This window comes from uncultured Gimesia sp., assembly GCF_963972345.1.
Taxonomy (GTDB): Bacteria; Planctomycetota; Planctomycetia; order Planctomycetales; family Planctomycetaceae; genus Gimesia.
On record NZ_CAXAVM010000162.1, the window covers coordinates 1 to 5000 of the forward strand.

6 protein-coding genes (1 of these 6 running past the window's edge) are annotated in these 5000 nt (G+C 48.3%); 3 read left to right on the top strand and 3 right to left on the bottom strand.

All coding sequences use genetic code 11. The features are described from left to right. On the top strand, positions 1 to 718 hold a 718-nt coding region (locus AACZ40_RS21685; RefSeq protein WP_339675814.1), incomplete at its 5' end, for a hypothetical protein. Here the strand turns inward: AACZ40_RS21685 and AACZ40_RS21690 are convergent. The 3 genes from AACZ40_RS21690 to AACZ40_RS21700 all read right to left on the bottom strand — a co-directional run bounded on the left by AACZ40_RS21690 (position 719) and on the right by AACZ40_RS21700 (position 4020). Further along, positions 719 to 1465 (bottom strand): creatininase family protein, encoded by a 747-nt coding sequence (locus AACZ40_RS21690; protein WP_339675816.1) that lies wholly within the window; start codon positions 1463 to 1465, stop codon positions 719 to 721. 4 nt (positions 1466 to 1469) lie between these two features. Continuing rightward, positions 1470 to 3104, bottom strand: coding sequence for a sodium/solute symporter (locus AACZ40_RS21695; RefSeq protein ID WP_291174913.1), 1635 nt, complete (start codon positions 3102 to 3104; stop codon positions 1470 to 1472). 97 nt (positions 3105 to 3201) lie between these two features. Continuing rightward, positions 3202 to 4020 carry a hypothetical protein gene (locus AACZ40_RS21700; RefSeq protein ID WP_291174916.1) on the bottom strand — a complete coding sequence of 273 codons (819 nt, stop codon included), beginning with the start codon at positions 4018 to 4020 and terminating at the stop codon, positions 3202 to 3204. A gap of 349 nt (positions 4021 to 4369) precedes the next feature. Here AACZ40_RS21700 and AACZ40_RS21705 point away from each other — a divergent pair, with 349 nt between their 5' ends. Continuing rightward, positions 4370 to 4660 (top strand): hypothetical protein, encoded by a 291-nt coding sequence (locus AACZ40_RS21705; protein ID WP_291174919.1) that lies wholly within the window; start codon positions 4370 to 4372, stop codon positions 4658 to 4660. Positions 4661 to 4709: 49 nt separating this feature from the next. Next, positions 4710 to 5000, top strand: the 5' end (the start) of a protein-coding gene (locus tag AACZ40_RS21710; RefSeq protein ID WP_291174922.1) for a CDP-alcohol phosphatidyltransferase family protein. The gene runs 354 nt beyond the window's last position; the window shows 291 of its 645 coding nt (coding positions 1-291); the start codon lies at positions 4710 to 4712; its stop codon lies beyond the right edge, outside the window.

Genomic DNA, 5000 nt, shown 5'->3' on the forward strand with positions numbered 1-5000 from the left:
TATTGCGGATCGTGTATGCATCCCATTCGAAGCAACGATACCTCAGTTAACGACACGAGGAGTCGATCCCGGAACTCTCGTCATCACAGGGCACCCCAGCTTCGATTGTGCCGCAGATGTTCTGAATCAGGAGTCAGCCGGCATTGAATGGCGAAGAAAACACTCGATTAATAATGACACTCCACTGGCCCTCTATGCAATGCAACCAGGGATCAATGAACAAAGCGCTCTGATTGAAGCCAGCCTGACGCAAGCACTGATCCAGAATCCGCAACTCAGAATTGCCGTACGTAAACACCCCAATCATCGTGACGCAGATGTACAGAATGTGATCAACCGGTTGGGGTCGGCAGCATTGAATGCCTCAGAACATACACTTGGAACCGTACTACACGCCTGCGATGTGCTGGTAACTCATCATTCGACTGTGGGAATCAAAGCGGCATTGATTGGAAAGCAGGTCGCTTTTTTTAATCTGGAAAACGACATCAGCGTCTACGGTCTTCCCCTGGATGAATATGACTGGGCTTCGTTTTCAACAACAGTTGAAACGGGAGCCAGCGCACTGGCTTCAATCAAACGGGAAGCATTCTCACAACAGCGGGTCCGCGGGAGCCAGATCCGCCAAGCATGGAACTGCGATGGCCGATCCCACTACAGAATTGCACAGACCGTTCTGCAAGCACTTGAATCTCGGACAACAAAGCATGTCGCATGATTATTCGGGAAGTGGCAATACCTGAACTCTTCGGAAGACTTCCGTTAATCGACTCACAATCCTTGAAAAAAGTTCTTTCCCCTTCGTGGCTGAGGCCAGATCAGGCCGCCCTGTCGCTCCCTGCGAAGTTCGCTGGAACATGTCGTTGCAGAAATAAATCCCTTCCAGCATGTCCAGCTTGTAGTCATCACAATTTTTGAGCTGCGACTCGTCTACTAATTCTGGCCTTAGATACATCATTAAAGAAGTTTCCGCTTCGCAGGCATGACCGACTGTTTTACATTCCCCTTCCATCACAGCTGCGATTTCTTCTTCCGCAATCGACCAGTATGACGCTGCCATTAATTGACAATTGGTAAAATCGACCTGCAGTCGTCGCAATGAAATCTGCATCGGACCGATATTCCCGCCATGCCCGTTCAAAATCATGACACGACGAAATCCGTCGTTCAACAGCGATTCACATATTTCACAAAGCAGCGTCTCGTAATTCTCCACCCGGGAGGTCAATGTCGCTCCCCAGCGGAGATGATGCTGGCTGGCCCCCAGCCAGAGGGTTGGCAAAAGTACCAGCTTTTCCTGGAGGCACTCTTCAACTTTTTCTGCAACCGCAGTACAAATGATCTCGTCGGTACCGGTTGGCATATGCGGACCATGCTGTTCGACTTCGGCGATCGGCAGGACGATCAGTGTCTCTTCACGAGATAGATTCTTCAGCTCAACAGCCGTCATTTCCGCATATTTCACAGGACTATTCCTTTCCGGTATCCGGGGGATTCTCGAATTTTCCGTGAATCACATTCCAATAGGTAAGCGACGCTTCACCTGAATTCTGTCCGGTTTTCGAAGTCAACAGGCTGACTGCAAGGCCGATCAGCATAGTGAGACCAAAACCAATCGGCCAGAACCAGACCGAAAACCAGTCGGACGCCAGGTACATCAAGGTCATGGTAATCAACGCTCCCGCCAGTGCCCCGGTCATCACTCCGGCAGTTGTTGAGTTTTTGAAAAACAGCGCCAGAATAAATACGGCCAGCAGTGGTCCCCCAAACCCGGCAGTCATTTTTTTTCCAATTGCAAACACATCTCCCATCTCACCGACATTACAGGCAAGAAAAATTGAAAGGATTCCAATCAGCACCACCAGAGCCCGGTCCTGAAACATTTCGATCATATTATTTTTCGGTTTCCAATGTGCGAAATGACGATCACGGAAATCAACCATCAGCGCTGTGGTCACAGAATGAATGCCTGAATCGATACTGGACATCACTGCCGCCATCAACGCCACCAGAAATAAACCGACGACACCTGGGGGAAAATGGAGACGGACATATTGTGGCAAAGCTTCATCCTGTTTATTTAAAGCCCGGATATCCTCAGCGACATATTGCGGATAGGATTGATAATATTCAGGCACGGTCATGCCGTTTCCGGATCTCCAGTCAGGCAGTTCTCCATTCAATTCGGTCGTCAGCACAGAGACGATTTCTTCGGGAAACTGTTGATAATGGGAATACAGGCCAACGCCAATTGCCAGCAGACCAGGCACCACGATCCACATTCCCAGAATATTGATTGAAAAACCAATTTGCGACGTTTTTTCAGATCGGGCAGCAATATAACGCTGGACTGCCACCTGATCTGCACCAAAGGCAGACAGGCCTTCCAGAAACAGACCAATCAACAGTGCCCAGCTGCCATACTCCAGAGTGAGCGAAGGTGTAAAATCGATCAGGACATTCTCTCGACCTTCAAAATAAGTCGATATCATGCCCGAAACACCTCCCTCCGTCTGGTTTAGAATCAGCCCCAGTGTTAACAGGATGGTGAGGCTGAAGATAAAAAACTGTAAAACATCAGTCCACATCACCGCCCGCAAACCGCCGAGCATGGTATAAAAAATGGAAACCACGCCCAGTACAACGATCACCGTGATCTGATCAACCTGCATGACATTCGCCAGCACAACGGAAGCAGCATAAGTTGCCGAAGCCATCCAGCCAATCCGCAGAAAAATAAACAGACCACTGGCTAGAGAGCGAACGGAAACATGATACCGTCGTTCCAGATATTCATACGCAGTTTGACACTTGAGACGTGCATAAACGGGAATAAACACCCAGAGCACCAATGGAGCCATCAAAGAAACCGCTACCAGAAACAGGCCGATCCTCAGCCCGCTTCCATAGGCGATGGAGGGATACATGACAAAACTGTTCGCTGAGAACAAGGTCGCCATCACACTCAATCCAACGGGGAGCCAACCCATGGAATTTCCGGCGGCGAAAAACTCCTGGCGCGACTGGTTGCGACCAAAATAAATGCCCAGGCCAATCGAAAACAACAGGTAGGCCAGAATGACGCCATAATCGAGTGAATGCATCTTGCAGACTGTTCTAACAGGAATTGTATATCAGGAGCAGCGAATCGTCTCGCTGCAGCGGTGCTACAGAATTTTTTAATGAACACGAAGCTGAACGTTAATGCGTCGCGGTTTCATCAAAGTGGAATGCCGGTTTGCCGGTAAATGTGGTCGAAGTCGTCGTCGGACAGATTTTCTTTTCTATATGTTCAACAACCAGTTCTGTTCCACGAAAATGACTGATGGGAGGATCATTCTGCTGAAACAGCGAATCGGTCAGATCTCGACACAGCACGGCATTTTTTCCCTGATAGACCATCTGCCGTAATCCGAACGGGCGACCACAGACACAGAGATTCGTGTGAACTCCCATCAGAACTACATTTTTAATCCCGCGTGTTTCCAGCAGATTGTACACTTCCTGACCATTATCACTGATCGCATCAGCGTCGGCGATTTCGATGGTTTTGATCTGCCGGGTCCAGGGAATTTTTTCCCCTTTCCAGTGTCGGAGTCCCGTTTCATCGGGTTCCCAGCCTTTGCAGTTTACTTTACAGCCACAACCCCCCGCCCGGACAAATGGCAGTGGCGTTCCTTCTTTTTCCTCATTCCAGTATTTCCATTTAAAATCGAGCGGTGCTTCTACAAAAGGAGCATCGATGGCACGTTGACGCTGGGGAGTGTCCTCATAAAAATTCATGCGACCACTGGGAGCATGGATAATAAAAACACCTTTCTTACGAGCTGCTTTCAGAGTTTCATTCATTGCCGGAGCCATCTCGGCAACCCGTCTGGCTGCCTGTTTGCAGGTATGATCATCCCACATGTCACAAACGATGATCGCGGTCTGCTCCGGTTTCCAGTAAACGGCTTCTTTTACTGGGCGAGATTGACCTGCCGAACCCTCTATCCGCTTTTGCAGGATTACGGGAAACACATTCGTTTCAGCAGGTTCTGCCGTCCTGACAGTACTATTAAAACTGGATAGCAGCCCCCAAAGAACGAAAATGCCTGCAATCGATACTTGATTAAAACTGATCCGACCTGGGCTCATGTTAATTCTATCCTTTGATAAACTGAAAATGACCACGCAGCAGGAAATGCCCCATTATCATATCAAACCAGCCCCATATAAACAGGAAATCTCCGCTCATTTCTGTACAGGATCTGCTATACTCTTTCTGAATATTTTTCAGACAAATAAACAATGTCCAATGGTTTAATATCAGTGGAAAACTTCCGGGTAGATCCATTGTGAAACTGTATTGAAATGAACGGGTAACAAAATGACAACCGCGGTCTGCTTTCAGTGTGGTCATCTAAAATTCGGTTCCTTTATGCCCTGTACTCAATGCCTGGCAAAACCCCAGACCGATAATGAACTGATCGTCTCTCTGGCAATGAGTGACCATTATTTTGACCAGGCGACTCTGGAAGCGATGGGAGAATACACGAAAGAAAATGGACATCCCCCGCAACTCGACCCGGAATCGGAAAAAACATTTCGCAGAAATTTTGAAGAGGTCAAAGCATCGGGAGTTCTGGATCAGATGCTGCGAGAACGCGATGATAACTGATCATTTTGATTGACCCTGTCTTTTGAGAATTTCCCCCTCTGAAACTCGAATGGCAAAGAACATGTGCACTCAGAATAATACCGTTAAAAGCAAAGTTTCCGTCTATTCCAGCGGTGAGGAACTGATGATGGACGTTTCACAGTCCCGGCGTTACCAGATTTTTCTCCCGTTGCTGAAATGGTTCGTGCGCCAGGGAATCACACCCAATCATCTTACAGGCCTCTCTTTACTTTGTGGAACCGGTTTCTGTTTTTTAATTGGTCTGGATCAGAACTGGGCCGTCCCGGCAGCATTGGTCCTGTTATTGTTGCATATTTTGCTGGATGGGATTGATGGTCCC